This is a genomic window from Burkholderia sp. BCC1047, assembly GCF_902833155.1.
Classification (GTDB): Bacteria; Pseudomonadota; Gammaproteobacteria; order Burkholderiales; family Burkholderiaceae; genus Burkholderia; species Burkholderia sola.
In genome coordinates, this window is record NZ_CADFEH010000009.1 from 103,217 (window position 1) to 127,311 (window position 24,095).

Sequence of the window (24,095 nt, forward strand, 5' to 3'; positions counted from 1 at the left end):
CCACATTACGTTCGCTGCCGGCCACCGCGTTGACCGCCGTCAAGCCACGCCGCGAAGGCGCCGCTTGCGCTCGATCAACGACGCGTCCGGGCGGACTCCTACAGTGAGTCATTCATCGTTGCCGAGCCCCGCCATGGACGAGCAGCCGCTTTGCACCACCGTGTTCACCGAACGCTATGCGCGGCCCGGCGAAACGTCTCGCGAGGCCCTGTTCCATCGCGTCGCGCATGCGCTGTCGCTCGCCGAGCCGGTCGATCTCCGTGCGCAGGCGGCGCGCGCGTTCTTCCGGAACCTGCAGCGCGGCGCGATCGGCGCGGGCCGCATCCTCGCGAACGCCGGCGCGGATACCGGCGGGACGATGGTCAACTGCTTCGTCCATCCGCTCGCGATTCCGCCGGGCGCGCCATGGGCCGCCATCGACGCAGCACTCGCGCATGCGCTCGACGACGCAAGGCTCACGCTGTTGATGGGCGGCGGAATCGGCTACGACTTCTCACCGGTGCCGCCTGCCGGCGCGTATGAACGGCGCGTGTCGTCCGAACGAGGCGCATGCGTCGCGATCGACCGCTTCGACGCGATGTGCCGGGCGCTGCCGTTCACCGGCCCGCGCCGGGGCGCACAAATGGGCGTGCTGCGCTGCGATCATCCGGATCTCGCGGCCTTCGTCGCCGCCAAGCGCGGACGATCGCGCTGGCCGACGTTCAACCTGTCGGTCGGCGTCACCGATGCGTTCATGGAGGCCGTCCGGCAGGATTTGCCCTGGGCACTCGTCCATCACGCGCGGCCCCGCTCCGGGGCCGGTGCACAGCCCCGGCGGCCGGACGGACGGTATCTGTACGCGACGATTCCGGCGCGCACGCTCTGGCACGAGATCGTCGGCGCGGCGCGCGACAGCGCCGAGCCGGGGCTGCTGTTCCTCGACACGATCCGCGACGCGAATCCGCTGCGCGAACACGAGCGGATCGACGCGACGAACCCGTGCGGCGAGCAGCCGCTGCCGGCGTACGGCAGTTGCGTGCTCGGGCCAATCGACCTGTCGCGGTTCGTCCATCACCCGTTCGGGGTCGACGGCAAGCCGCGCTTCGATTTCCCGGGGCTCGCCGACGCGGTGCGCATCCAGGTGCGCATGCTCGACAACGTACTCGACTTGACCGCATGGCCGCTCGCCGCGCACGCCCACGAGGCGCGGCGCACTCGCCGCATCGGGGTCGGCGTCACCGGCCTGGGCGACGCGCTGACGATGCTGCGGCTGCGCTACGACAGTATGCAAGCGCGGGCGCTCGCACGCCGGATCGTGCTGACGATGCGCGAGCATGCGTTCGCGGCTTCGGCCGCGCTTGCCGCCGAGCGCGGCGTGTTTCCCGCGTACGACCCCGCCGCCTATCTGACCGGCCCCGCGCACCGCATGCCGCTGCCGCTGAAGGTGCACCACGCGATCGCGCGGCACGGGCTGCGCAACAGCCATCTGCTGTCGTTCGCGCCGGCCGGCAGCGTGAGTCTCGCGTTCTGCGACAACTGTTCGAACGGAATCGAGCCGGCGCTCGGCTGGACGCAGCGTCGCCTCGTGCGCACCGCGGACGGACGGGTGCGGCCGTTTCGTGTCGAGAATCACGCGTATCGGCTGTTTCGCGACCTGCATGGCGGCCACGTCAGGCTGCCGGATTATTTCGTCGCGGCGGCCGATATCGCGCCGGTCGATCACGTCGCGATGCTCGCGGCGCTGCAGCCGTGCGTCGATGCCGGCATCTCGAAGACCGTGACGCTGCCGGCGCAGTGTTCGCTCGCGGACGTCGACGCCCTGTTCTTCCAGGCATGGCGTGACGGGCTCAAGGGCATCACGGTGTTCCGGCCCGATCCGCGGCTCGCGTCGGTCGTGACCGCCGATGCGGCGCAGGCGCGGCGCGAGCGCCCGGTCTGCATCGGCTGTTGAACGACGCACGCGGACCAGCGGCCGACGCTCGGCGCGGCGATCGTTCGTTCAGACGGGAGCGTCCGTGGTCGTTTCCGTGTCGGCCGGTGCGGGACTGCGCGCGTCGCCGGTATCGCCGGTATCGTCGGCCGGCGTGATGAGCGCCATCAGCCTGTCGTGATCGATCGATTCTTGCTCCAGCAAGCTGCGCGCGATCCGCTCCAGCGCATCGCGATGCTCGCCGAGCGTCGCCGCGACCCGCGCGTGCGCATCGTCGAGCAGCGCGCGCACCTCTTCGTCGATCAGTTGCGCGGTGTGCTCGCTGCAATGGCCGTCGCCCGATGTCCACACGGCCGGCACGCCGCCCTGCGATACCGCATCGTCGAGCGTCATCAGCCCGATCCGGTCGCTCATCCCGTACTGCATGACCATGTGCCGCGCGAGCGCGGACGCGCGTTCGAGATCGTTCTGCGCGCCGGTCGATACGTCGCCGAACGCGATTTCCTCGGCCACGCGCCCGCCGAGCAGGACATCGAGCCGGTCGAGCAGTTCGCTCCGGCGCAGCACGTAGCGATCCTCGGTCGGCACCTGCTGCGTATAGCCGAGCGCCGCGATCCCGCGCGGGATGATCGACACCTTCTTCACCGGGTCGCAGTGCACGCGGCTTTGCGCGACGAGCGCATGCCCGGCTTCGTGATAAGCGATGGTCCGCTTCTCCTGTTCGTTCATCACGCGGCTCTTGCGCTCCATGCCCGTCAATGCGCGGTCGATCGCCTCGTCGAAATCGGCCATCGCGATCGCCGGCTTGCCGAGTTCCGCCGCATGCAGCGCGGCTTCGTTGACGACGTTCGCGAGATCGGCGCCGACGAAGCCCGGCGTGCGCTGCGCCAGTTCCGCGAGGTCGACTTCCGGCGCGAGCTTCACGCGCTTCGTATGGACGGCCAGGATCTGCTTGCGGCCGGTCAGGTCCGGCCGGTCGATCGCGATGTGCCGGTCGAATCGTCCGGGGCGCAGCAGCGCGGGATCCAGGATTTCGGGCCGGTTGGTCGCGGCCATGATGATGACGCCCGAATTCGCCTGAAAACCGTCCATCTCGACCAGCAATTGATTGAGCGTCTGTTCGCGCTCGTCGTTGCCGGACATCAGCCCGACGCCGCGCGCCTTGCCGAGCGCGTCGAGCTCGTCGATGAACACGATGCACGGCGCCTTCTGCTGCGCCTGCTCGAACAGGTCGCGCACGCGGGCCGCGCCCACGCCGACGAACATCTCGACGAATGCCGAGCCGCTGATCGTGAAGAACGGCACGCCGGCCTCGCCGGCGACGGCGCGTGCCAGCAGCGTCTTGCCGGTGCCCGGCGCGCCGACGATCAGCACGCCCTTCGGAATCTTGCCGCCGAGCCGCTGATAGCGTTCGGGGCTGCGCAGGAACGCGACGATCTGCTGCAACTCGGCCTTCGCCTCGTCAATTCCCGCGATGTCGTCGAACGTGATGCCGGTTTCCTGCTGCACATACACCCGCGCCTGGCTCTTGCCCATGCCGCTCAGGTCCCTCATCCCGCCCGGCCGCCGCATCGTGAAGTTCCAGGCCAGCACGAGGACGATCATCGGCAGCAGCCACGTCGCGAGCATCGCGATCCAGCCCGAATCCGGCACGCCGCGATAGCGGATGCCGGCGGCCGTCAGCGCGGCGACCAGATGATCGTCGCCGACGCGGTTCGTCGTGAAGCGCCACGGCGGCCCTGCCTTCTTGACGGCGACCGCGTCGAACGCCGGCAGCATGGTGGCGGCCTGCGGCATGCGCAACGCGCCCGAGATCGACGACTGACCGATCTCGAGCTCGTCGACGAGCCGCGCGTCGACCAGCCGATGAAAATCGCTGTACGAAATCGATGTCGTCGCCGGCTGGGCCGACAGCAGTTGATAGGCGATCAGGACCGCGAATGCGATCGGGATCATCAACCCGGAGTAGTCGAATGTTTTCTTCATGACGTCGAGGCTGTGCGCCGGACTCGCGACCGTTCAGGCCGCGTCACGAGTCCAGTTCGCGCGCAGCATGTCCTCGCTGTCGCGATAGTTGAATGCCAGCGCGCCGGGAAGCGATCGATTCATGGCGGCTTCTCCGTGGGAATCGGCGGTACAGGGCGCAATGCTCACGCGACGGTCAACCGGTCGACGACCTCGCGCACGCCCCGGACCGACGCCGCCGCGCCGCACGCGGCACGCCTTTCCGCCAGCGACGCGACCGTGCCCGTCAGCGTGACGATGCCGTCGTCCGCCTCGATCGCGATCCCGGCGGATTCGCGCTGCGCGCGACGGGCCAGCGCTTCGGCAATCCGCGTGCCGACGTCGGGCACCGTCTGGTCGGCCCGCACCCGAATGCGGTTCGCGACACCGACGACGCCTTTCATCCGGCTCACCATTTTTTCCGCTGCACGGCTCTGGAACGCATGATCGACCTCGCCGTCGAGCGTCACGCAGCCGTGATCGACTTCGACGCGAATCTGGTGATCGCGCAATGCCTCCTGCCAGCCGAGCGCGAACGTGATCGCGATCGCCAGTTCGTGGTCGGCGCAGGCATCCTCCGGCGGCTCGACGTTCAGTTCGAGCACCAGCGCACGCGCATCCGCGACATGCAGCGCGGTTTTCTGCGCCTCGAGCTTCTGGGCCCAACTGTCGACGGTGCCGCGCAGCGTCACGATCCGGTCGCGTACGTCGACGTCGATCCGGCGCGAATCAATCGCCGGATTCCAGAACAGCGCCTGCTCGACATCCTGCTTGAGTGCTACATCGGACTTCATGTCGGTCTCCCGTCCCGGCGCGTGCCGATCGCGAAGCGTGCGACCGGACGTATGCCGTACCCGATTCAGCATCGCGCATGGCGGCACCGGCGGCTTGACGAGGATCAACCAACCGCGGGCTTACGGCAACGGCGGCCCCGTGCGTAACCGGCCGATTTGTCCGTTGATGCAGATCAACGGGGCGCCGGAGCGCGACTCGATCATAGCGACAGACGCTGCGCACGACGCGACGAAGCGAACATGTTGCAGCGATATGACAGAGCCGCTTTCCGGGGAGACCGTCATGAACCGAAAGCAGTACCGCATCGCACTCGCGACGCTCAGCGTGTTCATCGCGCTGGCGTCGCTGGCCGGCATCGTGCACGGCATGCTGTTCGACGAGCGGGTGTTCAGGTATTCGATCGTCACGTTGATCCTGAGCGTCCTGTCGTTCGTGGTGCTGCTGAATCTCGCGCCCGGCGACCGCCCGTAAGCGGAACATAGACTGACGAGAATTACCGCTGCCTGTCAACCGAGGCCGCACTCGACACGCATTCCCACCGCAGTGATTCAGATCAAGGGGGCGCGCGGCAATCGTCGGATATAAGTGAACCCGAAGCGGCGTCGCCACGAGCGCGGCGCCATCTCGTGTTCGTGTAGCCGATGAGGAACCCCATGCGCGCCGTCGCGCTTCCGCCGCTGTTTCAGCCTGCCGCCGCGCGGCGCGTTCGTCTCGTTGCGCTGGCAACCTGTGCGGGCCTGCTGTCGGGATGCCTGTCGCTCGCGCCACCCGACGAACGTCCCGCCGCGCCGATCCCCGCCGCGTTCCCCGATCCTGCCGCCCGCGGGGCCGCCATTGCGCAGGCGCCGCCCGCCTGGCAAGACTACTTCGTCGACGAACGTCTGCGCGCGTTGATCGAGCAGGCGCTCGCCAACAATCGGGATCTGCGCGCAGCCGTTGCACGCGTCGAACAGGCGCGCGCCGTCTACGGCATCCGCAGCGCGGACCAGTGGCCGACGATCGGCGCCGGCGCGGCCTATGCGCGCTTCCGCACGCCGGGCGGCTTCCTGACGCCGACGCCGGTGATCGGCCAGTTCTACGAGATCCAGCTGGCGGAGACGCAATGGGAGATCGATTTCTGGGGCCGCGTGCGCAACCTGAAAGCGTCGGCGCTGCAGCGCTATCTCGCGAGCGATGCGGCCCGGCAAGCGGTGACGTTGAGCGTGATCACCAGCGTGGCGGACGCCTATCTGACCGTGTGCGAGATCGATGAACGGATCGCGCTGACGCGCGCGACGATCGACACGCGACGCGAATCGCTGCGGATTTTCCGGCTGCGTCACGCGGCCGGCGCGATCTCGCGGCTGGACCTGACGCAATCGGAAATCCTGCTGCAGCAGGCCGAATCGCTTGGCGTCCAGTTGCAGCAGGCGCGGGCCTCGGCGGCCGATGCGCTGGCCTTGCTCGTCGGTGCGACGCCGGCGCTGGCCGACGCGCCGCTCGCGCTCGACGACGGCGCCGTGATGCCGTCGCTCGCGCCCGGCCTGCCGTCGTCGCTGCTCGCGCGGCGTCCGGACGTGATCGCGGCCGAGCACGAACTGCAGGCCACGCGCGCGAACATCGGCGCGGCGCGCGCGGCGTTTTTTCCGCGTATCGCATTGACGAGCGCGATCGGTTCGGGGAGCAGCGCACTGCACGACCTTCTGTCGTCCGGCGCGGGGGTGTGGTCGGTGATTCCCAATGTCACGCTGCCGCTCGTCGACGGCGGCCGAAATCGGTCGAATCTCGCCCTCGCACACGCGCAGCGCGACGAGGCGCTCGCCCAATACGAGAAGACCGTGCAACGCGCGTTTCGCGACGTGTCCGATGCACTCGCCGCGCGCTACTGGCTCGCCGACCAGGTCGCGATCGAACGAGCGACGCTCGCGTCGCAGGCCGAGCGCGCACGTCTCGCGAAACTGCGCTACGACAGCGGCGCCACGCGCTTCCTGGAAGTACTCGATGCACAACGGGATCTGATGAACGCCGAGCAGCAATGGGTGATGACGCGTCGTGCGCTGTTGTCGAGCCGCGTCGCGCTGTACGGCGCGCTCGGCGGCGGGACGACTGAGACCGACCGCGCCGCCGCGGCATCGAACCATCTTTCCATCGATTCGGGTTCCAGACCATGAAGACCATCAAGCGCCCTGTTCTGATCGGCGCCGGCGCGGCCGTGCTCGCGATCGGCCTCATTTACTACGGCTGGACGCGCTGGCGCGACGCACAGACGGACGCCGGGCTCGTCAGCGGCAACGGCCGCATCGAGGCGACCGAGATCGACGTCGCGACGAAGCTGCCGGGACGCGTCACCGCGATGCTCGTCGACGAAGGCGACTTCGTGAGCGCCGGTCAGCCGCTCGCCCGCATGGACGTCGTCGTGCTGCGGGCGCAGCTCGACGAGGCGCAGGCGCGGGAACAACAGGCGGTGAACACCGCCGCGAGCATCGACGCGCAGGTGGCCCAGCGTCGCAGCGACAAGGCCGCGGCGGCCGCGCTCGTCGTGCAGCGGGAAAGCGAGCTCGACGCGGCCACGCGCCGGCTGGCGCGTTCCGAGACGCTCTCGCGGGACGGCGCGTCGTCGCTGCAGGAACTCGACGACGATCGCGCGCGCGCCGGCAGCCTGCGGGCGACCGTAAACGCCGCGCGCGCCCAGGTGGAAGCCGCGCAGGCCGGGATCGACGCCACCCGGGCCCAGCTCGTCGCCGCGCGCTCGGCCGTGACGGCCGCGCAGGCGACCGTCGCACGCGTACAGGCCGATATCTCGGACAGCGAGCTGACGTCGCCGCGCGACGGGCGGGTCCAGTATCGCATCGCCGAATCGGGCGAAGTCCTGCCGGCAGGCGGCAAGGTGCTCAATGTCGTCGATCTGTCCGACGTCTACATGACGTTCTTCCTGCCAGAAACGGTTGTCGGCAGAGTCCCGCTCGGCGCCGACGTGCGGATCGTGCTCGATGCGGCGCCGGAATACGTGATTCCGGCACGCGTGTCGTACGTGTCGAGCACCGCGCAATTCACGCCGAAGACGGTCGAGACCGCCACCGAACGGCAGAAACTGATGTTTCGGGTCAAGGCGCGCATCGACCGCGATCTGCTGCAGCGCCACCTGAAGCTCGTCAAGACGGGCCTGCCGGGTGTCGCGTGGCTGAATATCGATCCGAAGGCGGATTGGCCCGCGCGCCTCGCGATCAAGGTGCCGCAATGAACGCGACGTTGCCCGTCGATACCGGTGCCGGCGCGGGCGAAGGTCCGTCCGCATCCGTTGAATCGGGCGCGGTCGCCCGGCTGTCGGGCGTCTCGTTGCGCTACGGCGATACGTACGCGCTCGACGACGTGACGCTCGATATCCCGGCCGGCAGCATGGTCGGGCTGATCGGACCGGACGGCGTCGGCAAGTCGAGCCTGCTCGCGCTCGTGTCCGGCGCACGTGCGATCCAGCAGGGCCGCGTATGGGCCCTCGGCGGCGACCTGTCGTCGCGTGGCCACCGCGCACGCGTATGCCGGCGCATCGCCTACATGCCGCAAGGGCTGGGCCGGAACCTGTACGCGACGCTGTCGGTCGAGGAAAACCTGCAGTTCTTCGCGAGACTGTTCGGCCACGATGCGGCCGAGCGACGCCGCCGTATCGACACACTCACGCACAGCACCGGCCTTCATGCGTTTCTCGACCGCCCTGCCGGCAAACTGTCCGGCGGCATGAAGCAGAAACTCGGCCTCTGTTGTGCGTTGATCCACGATCCCGACCTGCTGATCCTGGACGAACCGACGACCGGCGTGGATCCGCTGTCGCGCGCCCAGTTCTGGGAACTGATCGACCGTATTCGCACCGCGCGTCCGGCGATGAGCGTGCTCGTCGCGACCGCGTACATGGACGAGGCCCGGCGTTTCGACTGGCTGATCGCGATGGACGCCGGCCGCGTGCTCGCGACGGGCAGCCCCGGCGACCTGCTCGCCCGCACCGGTTGCGACACGCTGGAAGCCGCGTTCATCGCGTTGCTGCCGGAAGCGCGACGGAGCGGCCACCAGCCGATCCGGATCACGCCGTTCCAGCCCGACGCGACCGACGGCTACGCGATCGAGGCCGACGGCCTGACGATGCGGTTCGGCGATTTCGTCGCGGTCGACCACGTGAGCCTGAAGATCCGTCGCGGCGAAATCTTCGGCTTTCTCGGCTCCAACGGCTGCGGCAAATCGACGACCATGAAGATGCTCACGGGCCTGCTCGCCGCGTCCGAAGGCACGGCGACGCTGTTCGGCCGTCCGGTCGCCGCGAACGATATCGATACGCGCAGGCGCGTCGGCTACATGTCGCAAGGGTTCTCGCTGTACGGCGAACTGACCGTCCGGCAGAACCTCGTGCTGCATGCGCGCCTGTTCGGCGTACCGGAAGCGGACCTGCCCGCGCGCATCGACGAAATGGTCAAGCGCTTCGGGCTCGCCGAGGTGCTCGATGCGCTGCCCGAACGCCTGCCGCTCGGCATGCGGCAGCGGCTGTCCCTTGCCGTCGCGATGGTGCACAAACCCGAACTGCTGATCCTCGACGAACCGACGTCCGGCGTGGACCCGGTGGCGCGCGACGACTTCTGGCGATTGATGGTCGAGCTCGCGCGCAACGACCGCGTGACGATTTTCATTTCGACGCACTTCATGAACGAGGCCGCCCGCTGCGACCGCATCTCGCTGATGCATGCGGGCCGCGTGCTGGCGAGCGCCGCGCCGGACGAACTGGTTCGCCTGCGCGGCGCCGCCACGCTCGAGGACGCGTTCATCGGCTACCTGACCGACGCGCAACGCGGGGACGGCGCACCGGCGGACACGTCACCCGGCGCCGGCTGGCTCGCCGCATCGCCCGACACGAGCGACGCCGGCCGCGGTGCCGCGTGGTTCAGCCCGGCGCGCGCCGGCAGCTACCTGTGGCGCGAAGTGCTGGAGCTGCGCCGCGACCCGCTGCGCGCGACGCTCGCGCTGTTCGGTTCGCTCGTGTTGATGTGCGTGATCAGCATCGGCATCAGTCTGGACGTGGACAACCTGACGTTCGCCGTGCTCGATCGCGATCAATCGATGCTGAGCCAGGACTACGCGCAGAATCTCGCGGGCTCCCGCTACTTCGTGCCGCGCGCCCAGCTTGCCGACGACCGCGACATCGATCGCCGCATGCGCAACGGCCAGCTGTCGCTCGCGATCGAGATCCCGCCCGGTTTCGCACGCGACGTCGCCCGCGGCCGGCACGTGGAAATCGGCGCGTGGGTCGACGGCGCGATGCCGATGCGCGCGGAAACGATCCGCGGCTACGTGGCCGGCATGCACGAGAACTGGCTGCGCGATCAGGCGAAGCGCCGGCTCGGCGTGTCGCTCGTCCCGGCAGTCGACGTCGCGATCCGCTATCGGTACAACCCGGACGTCAAGAGCCTGCCCGCGATGATTCCCGCGATCATGCCGATGCTGCTGCTGATGCTGCCCGCGATGCTGACGGCGCTCGCCGTCGTCCGGGAACGCGAGCTCGGATCGATCGTCAACCTGTACGTGACGCCCGTGACCCGCGCCGAATTCCTGCTCGGCAAGCAGGCGCCGTACGTGATGCTGGCCATGCTGAATTTCCTGCTGATGGTCGTGCTGGCCGACGTCGTGTTCGGCGTGCGGATCAAGGGCAGCTTCGCGACGCTGGCCGCCGCGGTGCTGATCTTCAATGTCGTCGCCACCGGCATCGGGCTGTTTGCGTCGACGTTCACGCGCAGCCAGATCGCCGCGATCTTCATGACGATCGTCGGCACGCTGATCCCGGTCGTGCAGTTCTCGGGCCTGCTCACGCCGCTGTCGTCGCTCGAAGGCAGCGGCAAGTGGATCGGTACGATCTATCCGGCCACCTACATGCTCGCGATCAGCCGCGGCGTCTACAACAAGGCGCTCGGGCTGGCCGACCTGTCGTCCCAGTTCTGGCCGCTGCTCGCGGCCGTGCCGGTCATCATGGTGACGACCGGCGTCCTGCTGCGCAAACAGGAGCGCTGACCATGTCGCGCCTGCTCGCCATCTACCGGCTCGGGATCAAGGAACTGTGGAGCCTCGCCCGCGACCCGATCCTGCTCGCGCTCATCGTGTATACGTTCAGCGCGTCGATCTACGTCGCCGCGACCGCACGCCCCGAAACGCTGCACAAGGTGCCGATCGCGCTCGTCGACGAAGACGCGTCGCCGCTGTCGGCACGGATCGCGGCGGCGTTCTTTCCGCCGCAGTTCGCGCCGCCCCCGATCGTCGACGCCGGCGCGGCCGATCGCGGCCTCGACAACGGCGACTACACGTTCTCGCTCGACATTCCGCCGGACTTCCAGCGCGACGTGCTGGCCGGCCGTCGTGCGACGATCCAGCTCAACGTCGATGCGACGCGCATGACGCAAGCCTTCACCGGCAGCACCTACATCCAGCAGATCGTATCGGGCGAGATCGACGCATTCGTGCGGCGCTATCGCGGCACGCCGCTGCCGCCCGTCGATCTCGCGCTGCGGATGCGCTTCAACCCGAATCTCGACGAGGTCTGGTTCGGCGCGCTGATGGAACTGATCAACAACGTGACGATGCTGTCGATGATCCTCACCGGCGCCGCGCTGATTCGCGAGCGCGAACACGGCACGATCGAACATCTGCTCGTGATGCCGGTCACAGCGGCGGAGATCATGCTCGCGAAGGTGTGGTCGATGGGGCTCGTCGTCACGGTGGCGGCCGTCGCGTCGCTGACGGGCGTCGTGGGCGGCGCACTGCACGTGCCGATTCCCGGCTCCATCCCACTGTTCGTGGCCGGAATGGCGCTGCACCTGTTCGCCACGACGTCGATGGGGATCTTTCTCGCGACGCTCGTGCGCAGCATGCCGCAGTTCGGCATGTTGCTCGTGCTCGTGCTGCTGCCGCTGCAACTGCTGTCGGGCGGATTGACGCCGCGCGAAAGCATGCCGGCGGCCGTGCGGGACATCATGCTGGCCGCGCCGACCACCCATTTCGTCGAGCTCGCGCAACGCATCCTGTACCGGGGCGCCGGCTTCGATGCGGTGTGGCCGCAGTTCGCGGCGCTGCTCGCGATCGGGGGTGCGCTGTTCCTGCTGTCGCTGATGCGATTCCGCAAGACCATTGGTCAGATGACTTGATCGCCCCACTGCCACAACCGCAGCATCGCCCGATCGCGCGCGCGGCCGGGATTCGCCTGTTGATACAGATCAACCGCGCCGGAAGCCGGTACGCGATCATGACGCCATAGCTTGCGAAATCGCAAACTGCCGCTGCGCGCCAACGCGGACGAACGCCAGCCGCTCCACGGGAGAACGTCATGATTCGTCATTCGTACCGGACCACGCTCGCCACGCTGGGCGTGTTCATCGCACTCGCGTCGCTGCTGGGCGTCGTGCACGCGATGCTGGTCGACGCACACGTGCTGCCGTACGCGATCGTCACGCTGGTGTCGGGCATCGTCGCGTTCGTCGCGCAGTTCGATCCCGCGCCGAGCGAGCGCTAGCGAAATCGCCGGGCGCGCCGCATTCGACATCATGCTTGATGCGGGAATCGCTGATTTCCGTCAATCGCCGCGCGCCGCTTCGCGATGTAATCGACGCACTGAACCCGTCGACTTCCAGTGAGACGAGCGATGAAACTGACTTTTCTCGGTGCGACCGAAACCGTGACCGGCTCGAAGTATCTGGTCGAGCACGGCGGCCGGCGCGTGCTGATCGATTGCGGCCTGTTCCAGGGCACGAAAAACCTGCGCTTGCGCAACTGGAGCCCGCTGCCGCTCGCGCTCGACACGCTCGACGCGGTCGTGCTCACGCATGCGCATATCGACCATACCGGCTATCTGCCGGTGCTGGTGCGCGAAGGCTATCGCGGGCCGGTGTACTGCACGGCGGCCACGGCCGAACTCTGCGACATCATGCTGCGCGACAGCGCGCGGCTGCAGGAGGAAGAGGCCGACTTCGCGAACCGGCACGGCTACTCGAAGCATCATCCGGCGCAGCCGCTCTATACGCTCGACGATGCGCAGCGCGCGCTGCGGCTGCTGAAGCCCGTCGCCTTCGACGAATGCACGGCGCTCGGCGACGGCCTGGCGTTCCGCCTGCTGCCGGCCGGGCACATCCTCGGCGCGGCGAGCGTCGTGATGCACTGGGATCACAAGGTGCTCGCGTTCTCGGGCGACCTCGGCCGCTATCACGACCCCATCATGCAGCCGCCGCGGCCGCCGGCGCATGCGGATTTCCTGGTCGTCGAGTCGACGTACGGCGACCGGCTGCATCCGGAATCGGACCGGGAGAACGCGCTCGCCACGCTGTTCGACACGACCTTCGCGCGCGGCGGAGTCGTCGTGATACCCTGCTTCACCGTCGGCCGCGCGCAGGAGATCCTGCACTACATCGCGCGGCTGAAGGCGTCCGGCCGCATGGCGCGCGTCCCCGTGTTCCTCGACAGCCCGATGGCGACCGACGTGACCGAAATCTATCGCCACCACATCCTCGAGCACCGGCTGACGCTTTCCGAAGCGAACGCGCTCGGCCACGCGGCGACGATGACCCGGACGGTCGAGCAGTCGAAGGCGATTGCGGAACACCATGGGCCGATGGTCATCATCGCCGGCAGCGGCATGGCCACGGGCGGCCGCGTGCTTCATCACCTGAGCCGCTACGCGCCCGACGCGCGCAACACGATCGCGCTGGTCGGCTATCAGGCGGCCGGTACACGCGGCGCGGCGCTGGCCGCGCACGAACCGACGGTCAAGATTCACGGCGAATACGTGCGCGTGCGCGCGCAGGTCGAGTCGATCGCCGCGCTGTCCGCGCATGCCGACTACGAGGAGATTCTCCGGTGGCTCGGCACGATGCAGCCCGCGCCCGCACGGACCTTCATCACGCATGGCGAACCTGCATCGGCGGACGCACTGCGGCGGCGCATTTCGGAGCGATTGCACTGGCCGTGCGAAGTCCCGACCTACGCGCAGACCGTCGATCTCGATGCAGTCGAATCGGGCGATGCGCGCGAGCCGGCCGCCGTTTCGTCCTGACTCGGGCGCCGGCGAAACGCCGGTCGGCCGCGGCGGGAACCGAACGACGTTGCATATCGGTCCCCGTCACGCGCCACCGGCCCGTCAGCTGACTTCGATGATGACCTTCAGCGCATGGGTTTGCGCCGCGCGACCGAACGTGTCGTACGCACGCTCGACGTCGTCGAGCGAAAACCGGTGCGTGATCAGGCGTGTCGGATCGAGACGCCCGGCGCGCACGGTCTTCAGCAGCATCGGCGTGCTGACCGTGTCGACAAGCCGCGTCGTGATCGAGATGTTGCGATCCCACAGCTTCTCGAGGTGCAGGTCGGCCTTCACGCCGTGCACGCCGACGTTCGCGACGACACCGCCCGGCGCCACGAGCGCCGTGCACATCTCGAACGTCGCCGGAATGCCGACCGCCTCGATCGCGCAATCGACGCCGATGCCGTCGGTCAGCTTCATCACTTCTGCCACCGGATCGCCGGCACGGCCGTCGATGCAATCGGTCGCGCCGAAGTGCCGCGCGGTCTCGAGCCGGTTGCTGTCCGGGTCGATCATGATGATCTGCGCGGGCGAGTAGAACTGCGCGGTCAGCAACGCGGCCAACCCGATCGGCCCCGCGCCGACGATCGCGACCGAGCACCCGGGCTGCACCTTGCCGTTCAATACCCCGCATTCGAACCCGGTCGGCAGGATATCGGACAGCATCACGAGCGCGTCCTCGTCGGCGCCGGCCGGAATCCGGTACAGACTGGTCGGCGCATGCGGGATACGCACGTACTCGGCCTGCGTGCCGTCGATCCGGTTGCCGAGAATCCAGCCGCCGGTCGTGCAATGCGAATAGAGTCCGCGGCGGCAGTATTCGCAGCGGCCGCACGACGAGATGCACGAAATGAGCACGCGATCGCCCGCCTTCAGCGAATCGACCGCGGCGCCGACCTGCTCGACGATGCCGACGCCTTCGTGGCCGAGAATGCGGCCGGGTTCGCAGGTCGGTACGTCGCCCTTGAGGATATGCAGATCGGTGCCGCAGATCGTCGTGCGCGTCACGCGGACGATCGCGTCGGTGGGCGACTGCAGTGCCGGCCTGGGCCGTTCTTCGAGCGCCTTGCGCCCCGGCCCGTGGTAGACGAGTGCTTTCATCGCTGTTGCTCCATTCATGTTTCGAGTACATAGGCGCCGGGCGCCGCCGCGAAGCCGTCGGGCGGCGTACGGGCCGGCTCGTCGCCCGACGAGCGCGCGTGCAACCAGTCTCGCCAGCCTGTCCACCACGATCCGTCGACCGCCGGCGTATCGCGCACGAAGTCGTGCGGGCTGCGGTACGCCGCGCCGGGTTCGCGCGTCGCGCACCGATAGTGGCGCCCCGGATGGCCCGGTTCGGACACGATGCCCGCGTTGTGCCCGCCCGACGTCAGCACGAAGGTCAGCGCATGGTGCGTGAGCAGATGGAGCTTGTAGACGGACCGCCACGGCGACACGTGATCGCGCTCGGTGCCGACCACGAACGTCGGCACGTCGATATCCGACAGCGCGACAGGCCGCCCGTCGACGCAGTAGCGGCCGGCCGCGAGATCGTTGTCGAGAAAGAGCCGCGTCAGGTATTCCGAATGCATGCGGTACGGCATGCGCGTGGTATCCGCATTCCACGACATCAGGTCGTTGGGCTTCGTGCGCGTGCCGAGCAGGTATTCGCTCATCATCCGCGACCAGATCAGGTCGCGCGCGTTCAGCAGTTCGAACGCGGCGGACATCTGCGCACCGTCCAGGTAGCCCTGCCGCCACATCAGCGCGTCGAGCGCGGACAGCTCGCTCGCATCGATGAACAGGCCGAGTTCGCCGGGTTCGCTGAAATCGGTCTGGGCCGCGAGCAACGTGACCGAGCGCAGCGCGTCGTACTGCTTGCCGTCGCGCGCCAGCGCCGCCGCGGCGATCGCCAGCAGCGTGCCGCCCAGGCAATAGCCGACCGCGTGGACCGCTTCGCAGCCGATCGACCGGGCTGCGTCGAGCGCCGCGATGCAGCCGTCGCGCAGATAGTCGTCGAGCCCGAGGTCGCGCGATTCCGCGCGCGGGTTGCGCCACGACACCGCGAACACCGTATAGCCCGCATCGACCAGGAAGCGGATCAGCGAATTGTGCGGCTGCAGATCGAGGATGTAGTACTTCATGATCCACGACGGCACGATCAGGATCGGCTCGCGCGCCACGCGGGCCGTCGTCGGCGCGTATTGCAGCAGCTCGCACAGCGCGTTGCGCCAGACGACGCGACCCGGCGTGATCGCCACGTCGCGACCCGGCAGATAGGTGCGCGCATCGTGGGCCTGCGTGCCGCTCGCACGCTCGACGAACGCGTTCGCGTCGTCCAGCCAATGCCGCAAGCCCGCCGCAAGGTTCGCGCCGCCGCTGCGCATCGTCGCGTCGAGCACGACCGGATTGGTCGCCAGGAAATTGCCTGGCGAACAGGCGTCGAGCCACTGGCGGGCGGCGAATCTGACCAGTTCCTCATGATGGCGTTCGACGCCCGGCACACCGCGGGTCGCGTCGCGCCACCAGCGCTGGATCGACAGGAAGCCGTCACGATACGCGCGAAACGGCCAGCCGCCCCATGCGGGCGCGGCGAAGCGCGGATCGGCGCCGCCGGCGTGCACAGCCAGACCGCTCGACTCCGCATCGTCGGCCTCGCCGTCGCGCCCGCTTGCCGTCGGCGCCACGGCGCCCAACCACGCCTGTGCGGCGAGCTCGAAGCCTTTGCCCGGCGCCACCGCCAGATGCGCGCCCCAATCGAGCATCGCCAGCGCCAGCGACACCGGCGACAGCCCGAACGTCAGCGCGGCCACGTTCGCGTGCGCGGCACGGTTCCACTGTTCGGCAGCGCTCATCGGGGAAGGCGCGCATGGCGTCGCCGCCGGCGCGTGCCCGTCGTCGCCCGGCGTCGGCAGCGATGCCGGCGCGAGCGCCGCGCGCAGCACGGACGCGTTCATCGCAGGTACATTCCGCCGTTGACGTCGAATTCCGCGCCGGTGGCGAACGCACCGGCGTCGGAGCACAGGAGCGCGACGAACGCGGCGATCTCGTCGGGGTCGCCGAGCCGCCCGGCCGGAATCTGCGGCAGGATCTTCGCGTCGAGCACCTCCTTCGGCACCGACTCGAGCATCGCGGTCGCCAGATAGCCGGGCGACACCGTGTTGACCGTCACGCCATGCCGCGCGAGTTCGAGCGCCAGCGTTTTCGTGAAGCCATGGATGCCGGCCTTCGCGGCCGCGTAGTTGGCTTGCCCGTACGCGCCTCTCGACCCGTTGACGGAGCCGATGTTCACGATCCGCCCGAAACCGGCGTCGATCATGCCCGGCACGAACGGCTTCGTCATGTTGAACATGCTGTCGAGATTAGTGCGCAGCACCACGTCCCACATGCTCTTCGTCATCTTCACGAAGGTGGCGTCGTGCGTGATACCGGCGTTGTTCACGAGCACGTCGACGCGCCCGAATTCGGCGAGCACGCGCGCCGCGCAGTGCTGGCACGAATCGTAGTCGGCCACGTCCACTTCGAACGCATGAAACGTGCGGCCCGCGTCGCGCTCGTGCGCGAGCCACGTCGCGACGTGGTCGTTGCGCTCCGTGTACGACACCGCCACCGTCATGCCGGCATCGTGCAGGCGACGGCCGATCGCGGCACCGAGCCCGCCCATCCCGCCGGTGACGAACGCGACGCGCTTAGCGGACATGATCGTGCTCCCGATCGCCATCGATGCCGGCCAGGCGACGCGCGCCGCGTGCCCCGTTCGTCGCGCCGCCCGCTTCCTCGATCCCGCGCTCCAGCGCGGCCATCCAGTCGGCCCACGGCATGCTGGCTTCGTTGACCACCGCGAGTCGCTCGAGGTCCGGCAACCAGTCGGTCTGATAACGCGTCAGCGCGCCCGAGCCGTATTCGCGCAACCAGGTACGCCACGCACTGGCGTGCTCGAATTGCGCACGCATGCACAGCTCGGCGGCATCCTGCCAGATCTCGACGCTCGCGATCGCGTAGTCGCTCGTCACCTGCCGGCCGGCCTCGGCGAAGGCCGTCCACTCGTTCGTTTCCGCCAGCGCCTGCTGCAGGCGCCGCACCGCGGTGCGGTCGCGCTCGATGCGCCGCCCTTCCAGCGCATGCCATTCGTGTTGCCAGTCGCGGTTCAGCGCGACCATGCGCAACGCGAGATCGCAGCTCGCGCGCCAAGCGCCGTTCGGTGTCGTCAAAGCATCGCTACTCATCGGCTTCCCCTTTCGATCGGATCAATGGGTTCGCATCCGCGTCGCGCCGCCTGCCCGGCCTCGGCGTCTCGACCGCTTCACTGTGCGGGTATCGCGCACGGCCCCCGTTGATCTGAGTCAAGCGCGTGGAAACCCTGCTTCTTAGACTGGATTGCACTGGCGGATCACCCGTCGATGGAGCGATTCCGATGAGCTACAAAAGCATGGTCGTGCACCTCGATACGAGCGCCCGCGCGCATTCGCGTCTCGAGTTCGCGTTGCGTCTCGCCCGGCGCTTCGGTGCGCATCTCACCGGGCTGTTCGCGATCTACACGCCCGAGCCGCATTCGTTCTACGTGATGGCCGGTTCCGCCGACTATTTCCGCGCGCAACGCGAACGGCGCGACGAGCGGATGGCCGCGCTGGAGCGTCTGTTCCACGCGGAGACGGCGCGTGCCAAAGTGCCCGCAACCTGGATTCGCGCCGACGAGCGGGCGAACGTGGCCGTACCGCGCGCCGCCCGTCTCGCCGATCTGGTGATCGCTGGCCAGAGCGACCCGAACGATCCCGAGACCTATATCGACGACCAGTTTCCGGAAAATCTCGTGTTGACCGCCGGCCGCCCTGTGCTGTTCTGGCCGTACACCGGAGAATTCCCGTCGATCGGCGAACGGGTCTTCGTCGCATGGGACGGCAGCCGCGAAGCGTCCCGCGCCGCGCACGACGCGCTGCCCTTTCTCGAACACGCGAAACGCACGACGGTCGTCGCCGTGGTCGACGGCCATTCGGAGGCCGCGGCCACCCGGATTCCAGCCGCCGATGCCGCGCTGATGCTGGCGCGCCATGCGCACGACGTGAACGTGCTCGACATCGATGTCGGCGCCGGCTCGTCCGTCGGCGACACGCTCCTGTCGCGCGCCTATGAAACGGGTTCCGACCTGCTCGTCATGGGCGCGTACGGCCATCCGCGCTGGCGCGAGCTGTTGATGGGCGGCGCCACGCGCACGGTGCTCGCGTCGATGACGCTGCCGGTGCTGATGTCGCACTGAGCCGCCCGATGCGCATCGACCATCGACGCGTGGATCGCACCGCGGTGGGCGTGCTGCACGGCAACCGGGACGCTTGATCCAGATCAGCGCCATCGGCGTGCATGCGCCGATGATGGTTTCATCCACATCCGCTCAAGGGACATGCCATGTACTCGAACATTCTGGTTGCACTCGACGGCAGCGACACGTCGTCCCGTGCACTCGACGCCGCGCTGGACCTCGCGGCGCAAACGGGTGCACGGCTGACACCCGTCTACGTCGTCGATTTCCTCGCGCCGGCCTACGACATGTACGGATACGATCCGTCGATCCTGGTCGATTCATTCCGTGAAGAAGGATTGCGCGTGACCGAGGACGCCGCGCGACGCATGAAGGCGCGCGACGTGGCCGGCACGCCGCAGATTTCCAACGTCGCGCCGGCAGGCGAAGACATCCCGCACCGGATCGTCGGTCTCGCGGGCGAGATCGGCGCCGATCTGATCGTGATGGGCACGCACGGCCGGCGCGGCTTTCGGCGCCTGTTCCTCGGCAGCGTGGCCGAACGCGTGCTGCGCATGGCCAAATGCCCGGTCCTGATGATTCCGGCGAGCTGCGCAACGAAGGCATCCGCCGACGTCACGGCCGCTTCCACCGAAAAGGAGCCATCATGAGCTACAAGACCCTGCTCGTTCATCTCGACGACAGCGATCGCTGCGCGACGCGCGTCGACCTCGCGCTCCAGCTCGCGGGACGCTGGAACGCGCATTTGATCGGCCTCTACCTGGTCTGCCAGGATCTCCTCGAACCGTTGCGCCGGCCCGACGAACCACTGAAGCTGGCCGTCTACGAGCGCCTGTGCGACCAGCGGCGCAAGGAGGCGGAAGAACGCTTCCTGACGGCCGCCGAACGCGCCGGACGCAGCGTCGAATGGCTGGCGCCGGCCGGCAATGCGATCGATGCCGCGATCCTGCACGCCCGTCACGCCGATCTGCTGGTGCTCGGCCAGGAGGATCCCGACGATCGCATGACCTACGTGGCGCGCCATTTCGTCGAGGATGTCGTGATCGGCAGCGGCCGTCCGGCGATCGTCGTGCCGTATGCCGGCGACGTGCGCACGTTCGGCGAGAACGTGCTGATCGGCTGGGACGGCGGGCGCGAGGCCGCGCGCGCGATGGCCGACGCGCTGCCGCTGCTCGCCCGCGCACGCTTCGTCAACGTCGAGACGGTCGTCCGCGGGCAACCCGATCCGGACCGGACGCCGGCCGGCGTCGACGTCGCCGCGTATCTCGAACGACACGGCGTACGCGCGTCGTTCTCGACGACGCCGCGCGAGCGGTCGGTCGGCGTGGGCGGGACGCTGCTGAACCGGGTGACCGACGTGCATGCGGACCTGCTCGTCATGGGCCTGTACAGCCATACCCGCGCCCACGAGCGCGTGCTGGGCGGCGCGACGCGCACGATCCTCGAGACGATGACGGTGCCGGTGCTGCTGTCTCACTGAACCGGCGAGGTTCGGGCAGCCGGTCGCGGATGCCCGCTTTCGTCACAACACGGACGCACCCGCGCCCGGCCCCTCCCGCACGACCAGCACCGGCCGGTCGGCGATACGCACCAGCGACTCGGCGACGCTGCCGAGCAACGCGCGGCGCATGCCGCGACGGCCGTGCGTGCCCATCACGATCAAGTCCGCGTCGCATTCGGCGGCCGCTCGCGCGAGCACCGACGACACGTCCTCCCCGCACGCGTCGATCGCCTGCGCGGTGCCGCGAACGCCGCACAGCCGAAACGCCGTCTCGGCATCCGCCACCGCGATCGCGGCCTTGCCCACCTCCAGCCCGGCCGGGTCGCGCCGCTCGATATAGCCGCTGTCGACGTCCGTCGGCCGCGGCGCGTCCGATACCACGCACACGGCGACGATCAAGCCGTCCGACTCGCGGGCGAGCGCGATCGCCTCGTCGAGCGCGAGCCGCGAACCGCGGCTGCCGTCGAGCGCCGCAAAGATTCGTGCATACATAAAGCCTCCCTGTTGCCGTCCGGTGTCGATTGGCCTGCCCAACCAGTCTGGGCTCGGCGCACATCGTCCGGTTGACGCCGGTCAAGCCTGCACGGCAACCGCCGTACGCATCGGTCCCGATTGGCGAATACCGGCAAAACGCGCACAATCTCAGCGCATCGGACGCGCTTTTGATGCGACCCTTTGAAGGGACATCGTCCGGTCATCGACGGCGGCTATCATGCTCGCCGTCCGGAATCGGACCATTGCCAGGTTCGGGCCGAAGCAGGATCGACGAACGCCGACGCGCGCGTGCCAGCGCGAGCCGGCAAAGGACGCACTCCATGATCCGGGTACTCATTGCAGACGACCACACGCTCGTCAGGGACGGCCTGCGGCACATCCTGCAGAACGCCAACGATTTCATCGTGGCGGGCGAAGCGAACGACAGTGCGTCGACGATCGCGCTGACGCGTGCCACCGACGCCGAGGTGCTGGTGCTCGACCTGTCGATGCCCGGCCGCAACGGCATCGAGCTCATCAAGCAGATCAAGGACGAGAAGCCGGCCCTGCACATCCTCGTGTTGACGATGCACGCCGAGCAGCAATATGCGGTGCGCGCGTTCCGTGCCGGCGCATCGGGCTACATGACCAAGGAAAGCGCGAGCGCGGAGCTGGTGGCCGCGCTGACGAAAATTTCCGGCGGCGGCGTGTACGTCAGCCTTGCGATGGCGGAGCAATTCGCGCAAAGCCTCAACGAGCCGACCGACCTGTTGCCGCATCAACGACTGTCCGACCGCGAGTTCGACGTGTTCCGGCAGGTGACGACCGGCGAGTCCATCTCCGAGATCGCGCGGGCGTTGTGCGTCAGCGTGAAGACCGTGAGCACCTACAAGACGCGGATCCTCGAGAAGATGCAGATGGCCAACGATACGGCGCTCGTCCGGTACGCGATGCGCCACAAGCTGTTCGACGACCCGGACGAGCTCTGACCGCGACAACCCGCCGCACCGTTGTAGGAATCGCCCTACAAACCTTCGCTATCACCTACCGCATCTTCAATTTCGGCTGATTTCAATCAAGCGTCCGGCTGTCCATACTCCGATCAACAACAACACACCCGCGTGCCTTCCGGATCTGCCCGGCCTTGCCCTCGCGTCGCGACGGCATCGTCGTCTCGCCGATCCGGTGCGGCGCCGATTCGACAAACTAGGCGGCCGCCTCCCTGTCCGCCTGTACGACGGCCAGCGCAACCGCGACCACGCGACCCGCTGCCGCCCCAACCGGAGCAGATCATGCAGAGCCATGCCGACATCCCGACGACGGCGCCGTTGCACCCGTTCATTCCGCTGCATCCCGTCGCGCGGGCGGACCAACCGAAGCGCACGGCGTCGCGCTGCTCGTCCTGCACGCTGCGCACCGTGTGCATGCCGCGGGAAATGACGCCCGACGAGTTCGCGCGGGTCGACGCGATGATCTGCACGACGCGCCACGTCAAACGCGGTGAAACGCTGTTTCGCGCGGACGACACGTTCCACAGCATCTATGCGGTCAGAACCGGGTCGTTCAAGACCGTGATGATGCATCGCGACGGCAACGAGCAGATCACCGGCTTCCAGATCGTCGGCGAATCGCTCGGGCTCGACGGCGTGCACACCGGGCGGCACAACGGCGATGCGATCGCGCTCGAGGACAGCACGGTCTGCATCATCCCGTTCGGCCAGCTCGAGCAGATGTGCCGCGAAGTGCGGCCGATGCAGCATCACGTGTATCAGATGATGAGCGGCGAAATCGTCCGCGAATCCGCGCTGATGGTGCTGCTCGGCACGATGACCGCCGAGCAGCGCGTCGCCGCCTTCCTGCTGAACCTTTCCACCCGCTTCAAGGCGCGCGGTTACTCGGCCGCCGAATTCGTGCTGCGGATGACGCGCGACGAGATCGGAGAATATCTCGGGATGAAGCTCGAAACGGTCAGCCGCATGCTGTCGAAGTTCCAGCGCAACGGGCTCGTCGCCGCGCAAGGCAAGCAGATCCGCATCGTGGATCCGGAAGGCCTCGGGCGCATCTGAGCGGATCGCGCGGATACCGGGCGGGATCAGCCGCGCATGCCGAGCACGGCGGCGCCGGACACGCGCCCCCTGCGCAGATCGTCCAGTGCGCGGTTCGCATCGGTCAGCGCGTAGCGTACGGCCTCGACCCGCAGCGGCGTCGCGGCCGCGATCCGCATGAATTCGGCCGCATCCGCACGCGTCAGGTTGGCGACCGACGCGATGCGGCGCTCGCCCCACAGCCACGCGTACGGAAAGCTCGGGATATCGCTCATGTGGATGCCGCCGCATACGACGATCCCGCCTTTGCCGACGGCGCGTAGCGCGGCCGGCACCAGCGCGCCCGCCGGCGCAAAAATGAGCGCGGCGTCGAGCGTTTCCGGCGGCGTTTCGTCGCTACCGCCGGCCCACGCGGCACCGAGCGACAGCGCGAGCCGCTGGGCCGCGGTATCGCCGGGCTTCGTCAGCGCGAACACCTTGCGCCCCTCGAAACGCGCGACCTGCGCGACGAGATGAGCAGCCGCGCCGAAACCGTAGATGCCGATGCGACGCGCATCGCCGGCCATGCGCAAAGTTCGATAGCCGATCAGGCCGGCGCACAGCAGCGGCGCGGCTTCCAGATCGGAATAGCGCCGCGGCAGGTGCACGCAATACCGGTGGTCGGCCACCGCGCGCTCGGCATAGCCGCCGTCGATCGTATAGCCCGTGAAACCCGGGCTGTCGCACAGGTTCTCGCGGCCCGACGTGCAATACGCGCAATGCCCGCATGTCGAACCGAGCCACGGAACACCCACCCGGTCGCCGACGGAGAACCCCGTCACGCCGTCGCCGAGCACGCGCACCGTTCCGACGATTTCGTGCCCCGGCACCAGCGGCAGCTTCGGGTGCGCGAGTTCGCCGTCGACGACGTGCAGATCGGTTCGACAGACACCGCATGCATGCACGTCGATCAACAACTGGCCCGGCGCCGGCAGCGGATCCGGCACGCGCGCCTCGCGCAAATGCGGTGTCGTGCCGTCAAACATCATCGCAAGCATGCTCGCCTCCCGCTCGATCGTCTTCGT

21 protein-coding genes are annotated in these 24,095 nt (G+C 68.3%); 13 read left to right on the forward strand and 8 right to left on the reverse strand.

Going from position 1 to position 24,095, the window contains the following annotated elements:
• Positions 1-133: 133 nt before the first annotated feature.
• On the forward strand, positions 134-1,930 hold the full coding sequence (locus tag HWX55_RS12265; protein ID WP_175975813.1) for an adenosylcobalamin-dependent ribonucleoside-diphosphate reductase: 1,797 nt from the start codon (positions 134-136) through the stop codon (positions 1,928-1,930).
• Between the two features lie 48 nt (positions 1,931-1,978).
• Here HWX55_RS12265 and ftsH read toward each other — a convergent pair whose 3' ends face one another.
• Positions 1,979-3,895, reverse strand: a complete 1,917-nt coding sequence (gene ftsH / locus HWX55_RS12270; protein WP_175975814.1) for an ATP-dependent zinc metalloprotease FtsH — start codon at positions 3,893-3,895, stop codon at positions 1,979-1,981.
• Between the two features lie 164 nt (positions 3,896-4,059).
• Positions 4,060-4,707, reverse strand: coding sequence for a BON domain-containing protein (locus tag HWX55_RS12280; RefSeq protein ID WP_175975815.1), 648 nt, complete (start codon positions 4,705-4,707; stop codon positions 4,060-4,062).
• 283 nt (positions 4,708-4,990) lie between these two features.
• Between HWX55_RS12280 and HWX55_RS12285 the strand changes: the two genes are divergently transcribed.
• From HWX55_RS12285 to HWX55_RS12315, 7 genes are all read left to right on the forward strand, one after another.
• The gene (locus tag HWX55_RS12285; RefSeq protein WP_124555404.1) at positions 4,991-5,179 is read left to right on the forward strand and encodes a DUF2964 family protein; all 189 of its coding nucleotides are present in this window, start codon (positions 4,991-4,993) and stop codon (positions 5,177-5,179) included.
• 182 nt (positions 5,180-5,361) lie between these two features.
• The gene (locus HWX55_RS12290) at positions 5,362-6,858 is read left to right on the forward strand and encodes an efflux transporter outer membrane subunit (protein WP_175975899.1); all 1,497 of its coding nucleotides are present in this window, start codon (positions 5,362-5,364) and stop codon (positions 6,856-6,858) included.
• Entirely contained in the window at positions 6,855-7,928 is a 1,074-nt protein-coding gene (locus HWX55_RS12295) for an HlyD family efflux transporter periplasmic adaptor subunit (RefSeq protein WP_175975816.1), read from the forward strand. Before HWX55_RS12290 ends, HWX55_RS12295 begins: the two co-directional genes overlap by 4 nt.
• Positions 7,925-10,729 carry a ribosome-associated ATPase/putative transporter RbbA gene (gene rbbA, locus HWX55_RS12300; RefSeq protein ID WP_244140548.1) on the forward strand — a complete coding sequence of 935 codons (2,805 nt, stop codon included), beginning with the start codon at positions 7,925-7,927 and terminating at the stop codon, positions 10,727-10,729. The genes HWX55_RS12295 and rbbA overlap by 4 nt, the downstream gene beginning before the upstream one ends.
• A gap of 2 nt (positions 10,730-10,731) precedes the next feature.
• A complete protein-coding gene (locus HWX55_RS12305) occupies positions 10,732-11,856 on the forward strand; it encodes an ABC transporter permease (RefSeq protein WP_175975817.1) in 1,125 nt (374 codons plus the stop codon).
• A gap of 179 nt (positions 11,857-12,035) precedes the next feature.
• Complete coding sequence (locus HWX55_RS12310; protein WP_175975818.1) at positions 12,036-12,221, forward strand: DUF2964 family protein; 186 nt, start codon at positions 12,036-12,038, stop codon at positions 12,219-12,221.
• Positions 12,222-12,350: 129 nt separating this feature from the next.
• Positions 12,351-13,754 (forward strand): MBL fold metallo-hydrolase, encoded by a 1,404-nt coding sequence (locus HWX55_RS12315; RefSeq protein WP_175975819.1) that lies wholly within the window; start codon positions 12,351-12,353, stop codon positions 13,752-13,754.
• A gap of 84 nt (positions 13,755-13,838) precedes the next feature.
• On the opposite strand, the gene HWX55_RS12320 is transcribed toward HWX55_RS12315, so the two are convergent.
• From HWX55_RS12320 to HWX55_RS12335, 4 genes are read right to left on the reverse strand one after another with little or no spacing between them, the layout of a single operon-like run.
• Positions 13,839-14,879: a zinc-dependent alcohol dehydrogenase family protein gene (locus HWX55_RS12320; protein ID WP_175975820.1), complete on the reverse strand. Its 1,041-nt coding sequence runs from the start codon at positions 14,877-14,879 to the stop codon at positions 13,839-13,841.
• A 14-nt stretch (positions 14,880-14,893) separates the two neighbouring features.
• Entirely contained in the window at positions 14,894-16,714 is a 1,821-nt protein-coding gene (locus tag HWX55_RS12325) for an alpha/beta fold hydrolase (protein WP_175975821.1), read from the reverse strand.
• Complete coding sequence (locus HWX55_RS12330) at positions 16,711-17,457, reverse strand: beta-ketoacyl-ACP reductase (RefSeq protein ID WP_175975822.1); 747 nt, start codon at positions 17,455-17,457, stop codon at positions 16,711-16,713. Before HWX55_RS12330 ends, HWX55_RS12325 begins: the two co-directional genes overlap by 4 nt.
• Positions 17,447-17,983: a hypothetical protein gene (locus tag HWX55_RS12335; RefSeq protein WP_175975823.1), complete on the reverse strand. Its 537-nt coding sequence runs from the start codon at positions 17,981-17,983 to the stop codon at positions 17,447-17,449. The genes HWX55_RS12330 and HWX55_RS12335 overlap by 11 nt, the downstream gene beginning before the upstream one ends.
• A 188-nt stretch (positions 17,984-18,171) precedes the next feature.
• On the opposite strand from HWX55_RS12335, the gene HWX55_RS12340 reads away from it, so the two are divergent.
• The 3 genes from HWX55_RS12340 (at position 18,172) to HWX55_RS12350 (ending at position 20,491) form a co-directional block, all read left to right on the forward strand.
• Positions 18,172-19,011, forward strand: coding sequence for a universal stress protein (locus HWX55_RS12340; RefSeq protein ID WP_175975901.1), 840 nt, complete (start codon positions 18,172-18,174; stop codon positions 19,009-19,011).
• 146 nt (positions 19,012-19,157) lie between these two features.
• Entirely contained in the window at positions 19,158-19,661 is a 504-nt protein-coding gene (locus tag HWX55_RS12345) for a universal stress protein (protein WP_175975824.1), read from the forward strand.
• A complete protein-coding gene (locus tag HWX55_RS12350; protein WP_175975825.1) occupies positions 19,658-20,491 on the forward strand; it encodes a universal stress protein in 834 nt (277 codons plus the stop codon). The genes HWX55_RS12345 and HWX55_RS12350 overlap by 4 nt, the downstream gene beginning before the upstream one ends.
• A 42-nt stretch (positions 20,492-20,533) precedes the next feature.
• Here HWX55_RS12350 and HWX55_RS12355 read toward each other — a convergent pair whose 3' ends face one another.
• A complete protein-coding gene (locus tag HWX55_RS12355; protein ID WP_175975826.1) occupies positions 20,534-21,004 on the reverse strand; it encodes a universal stress protein in 471 nt (156 codons plus the stop codon).
• Positions 21,005-21,327: 323 nt separating this feature from the next.
• Here HWX55_RS12355 and HWX55_RS12360 point away from each other — a divergent pair, with 323 nt between their 5' ends.
• Both HWX55_RS12360 and fnr read left to right on the forward strand, forming a co-directional pair.
• Positions 21,328-21,975 carry a response regulator transcription factor gene (locus HWX55_RS12360; protein ID WP_175975827.1) on the forward strand — a complete coding sequence of 216 codons (648 nt, stop codon included), beginning with the start codon at positions 21,328-21,330 and terminating at the stop codon, positions 21,973-21,975.
• Positions 21,976-22,278: 303 nt separating this feature from the next.
• Positions 22,279-23,052, forward strand: coding sequence for a fumarate/nitrate reduction transcriptional regulator Fnr (gene fnr / locus HWX55_RS12365; RefSeq protein WP_175975828.1), 774 nt, complete (start codon positions 22,279-22,281; stop codon positions 23,050-23,052).
• 26 nt (positions 23,053-23,078) lie between these two features.
• On the opposite strand, the gene HWX55_RS12370 is transcribed toward fnr, so the two are convergent.
• The gene (locus tag HWX55_RS12370; RefSeq protein WP_175975902.1) at positions 23,079-24,068 is read right to left on the reverse strand and encodes a zinc-dependent alcohol dehydrogenase family protein; all 990 of its coding nucleotides are present in this window, start codon (positions 24,066-24,068) and stop codon (positions 23,079-23,081) included.
• Positions 24,069-24,095 lie beyond the last annotated feature (27 nt).

What these genes read in the sequence shown, in the direction of transcription:
- HWX55_RS12265 (WP_175975813.1), top strand. Translation starts at nt 134, where the DNA reads ATGGACGAGCAGCCGCTTTGCACCACCGTGTTCACCGAACGCTATGCG.
- ftsH (WP_175975814.1), bottom strand. Translation starts at nt 3,895, where the DNA reads ATGAAGAAAACATTCGACTACTCCGGGTTGATGATCCCGATCGCATTC.
- HWX55_RS12280 (WP_175975815.1), bottom strand. Translation starts at nt 4,707, where the DNA reads ATGAAGTCCGATGTAGCACTCAAGCAGGATGTCGAGCAGGCGCTGTTC.
- HWX55_RS12285 (WP_124555404.1), top strand. Translation starts at nt 4,991, where the DNA reads ATGAACCGAAAGCAGTACCGCATCGCACTCGCGACGCTCAGCGTGTTC.
- HWX55_RS12290 (WP_175975899.1), top strand. Translation starts at nt 5,362, where the DNA reads ATGCGCGCCGTCGCGCTTCCGCCGCTGTTTCAGCCTGCCGCCGCGCGG.
- HWX55_RS12295 (WP_175975816.1), top strand. Translation starts at nt 6,855, where the DNA reads ATGAAGACCATCAAGCGCCCTGTTCTGATCGGCGCCGGCGCGGCCGTG.
- rbbA (WP_244140548.1), top strand. Translation starts at nt 7,925, where the DNA reads ATGAACGCGACGTTGCCCGTCGATACCGGTGCCGGCGCGGGCGAAGGT.
- HWX55_RS12305 (WP_175975817.1), top strand. Translation starts at nt 10,732, where the DNA reads ATGTCGCGCCTGCTCGCCATCTACCGGCTCGGGATCAAGGAACTGTGG.
- HWX55_RS12310 (WP_175975818.1), top strand. Translation starts at nt 12,036, where the DNA reads ATGATTCGTCATTCGTACCGGACCACGCTCGCCACGCTGGGCGTGTTC.
- HWX55_RS12315 (WP_175975819.1), top strand. Translation starts at nt 12,351, where the DNA reads ATGAAACTGACTTTTCTCGGTGCGACCGAAACCGTGACCGGCTCGAAG.
- HWX55_RS12320 (WP_175975820.1), bottom strand. Translation starts at nt 14,879, where the DNA reads ATGAAAGCACTCGTCTACCACGGGCCGGGGCGCAAGGCGCTCGAAGAA.
- HWX55_RS12325 (WP_175975821.1), bottom strand. Translation starts at nt 16,714, where the DNA reads ATGAACGCGTCCGTGCTGCGCGCGGCGCTCGCGCCGGCATCGCTGCCG.
- HWX55_RS12330 (WP_175975822.1), bottom strand. Translation starts at nt 17,457, where the DNA reads ATGTCCGCTAAGCGCGTCGCGTTCGTCACCGGCGGGATGGGCGGGCTC.
- HWX55_RS12335 (WP_175975823.1), bottom strand. Translation starts at nt 17,983, where the DNA reads ATGAGTAGCGATGCTTTGACGACACCGAACGGCGCTTGGCGCGCGAGC.
- HWX55_RS12340 (WP_175975901.1), top strand. Translation starts at nt 18,172, where the DNA reads ATGAGCTACAAAAGCATGGTCGTGCACCTCGATACGAGCGCCCGCGCG.
- HWX55_RS12345 (WP_175975824.1), top strand. Translation starts at nt 19,158, where the DNA reads ATGTACTCGAACATTCTGGTTGCACTCGACGGCAGCGACACGTCGTCC.
- HWX55_RS12350 (WP_175975825.1), top strand. Translation starts at nt 19,658, where the DNA reads ATGAGCTACAAGACCCTGCTCGTTCATCTCGACGACAGCGATCGCTGC.
- HWX55_RS12355 (WP_175975826.1), bottom strand. Translation starts at nt 21,004, where the DNA reads ATGTATGCACGAATCTTTGCGGCGCTCGACGGCAGCCGCGGTTCGCGG.
- HWX55_RS12360 (WP_175975827.1), top strand. Translation starts at nt 21,328, where the DNA reads ATGATCCGGGTACTCATTGCAGACGACCACACGCTCGTCAGGGACGGC.
- fnr (WP_175975828.1), top strand. Translation starts at nt 22,279, where the DNA reads ATGCAGAGCCATGCCGACATCCCGACGACGGCGCCGTTGCACCCGTTC.
- HWX55_RS12370 (WP_175975902.1), bottom strand. Translation starts at nt 24,068, where the DNA reads ATGCTTGCGATGATGTTTGACGGCACGACACCGCATTTGCGCGAGGCG.